At 39.6% G+C, this 694-nt stretch carries 1 pseudogene; it reads left to right on the plus strand.

Annotation, left to right across the window (positions count from 1 at the left end):
- Positions 1–694, plus strand: a pseudogene (locus ACFINO_RS10580) (preprotein translocase subunit SecA); the annotation flags it as partial.

A 694-nucleotide genomic window follows, 5' to 3' on the forward strand; every position in this document is an offset into this window, starting at 1 on the left:
GTCAGCGCAAAGTTATTTTTGAACAACGTATGGAGATCATGAACGCAGAGGATTTAACTGAAATGATTCTCGAAATGCGCAACGAAGTGGTTGAAGATCTTGTCGAAACCTACATTCCCTCTGGAACGTATTGCGAAAAATGGGACATTACAGCTCTACAAGAAGAACTTCATCAGCTCTTTAATCTTGAACTGCCAATCGAGACATGGGCAAAAGAAGATGGAATTGCTGAAGAACAAATCTTAGAGCGTATATCAAATGCTGTTACCAAACTTGAAAACGAACGTATTGAACGCTTCTCTCCAGAAGTTATGGCTTATTTCCATAAGGCCGTATTACTTGAAACCATTGACACATTGTGGCGTGAACATCTGGTACATTTAGACCATCTCCGTTCCGTTGTCGGTTTTCGTGGTTATGCACAACGTGATCCTCTCAACGAATATAAGACAGAATCATTTGAACTCTTTCAAGCCATGCTTAGAAATTTACGCAGAATCGTTACCTCTAAACTCATGCGTTTCGAGATCATTCAGCAACCCATAGAACCGCGCATACCTGAACAAACGGATGTTGGTGATCCTATTTTGAATGATCAAAATAAAAAAAATAGTTCTACCTTGTGGACACCATCACAAGAAAATAAATTCGTTAATCCGAAAGATTGTAATCCTAGTGATTCAACCACATGGGG

The sequence above is a fragment of the Bartonella sp. AA83SXKL genome (genome assembly GCF_042196965.1).
In the GTDB taxonomy this organism is placed as follows: domain Bacteria; phylum Pseudomonadota; class Alphaproteobacteria; order Rhizobiales; family Rhizobiaceae; genus Bartonella.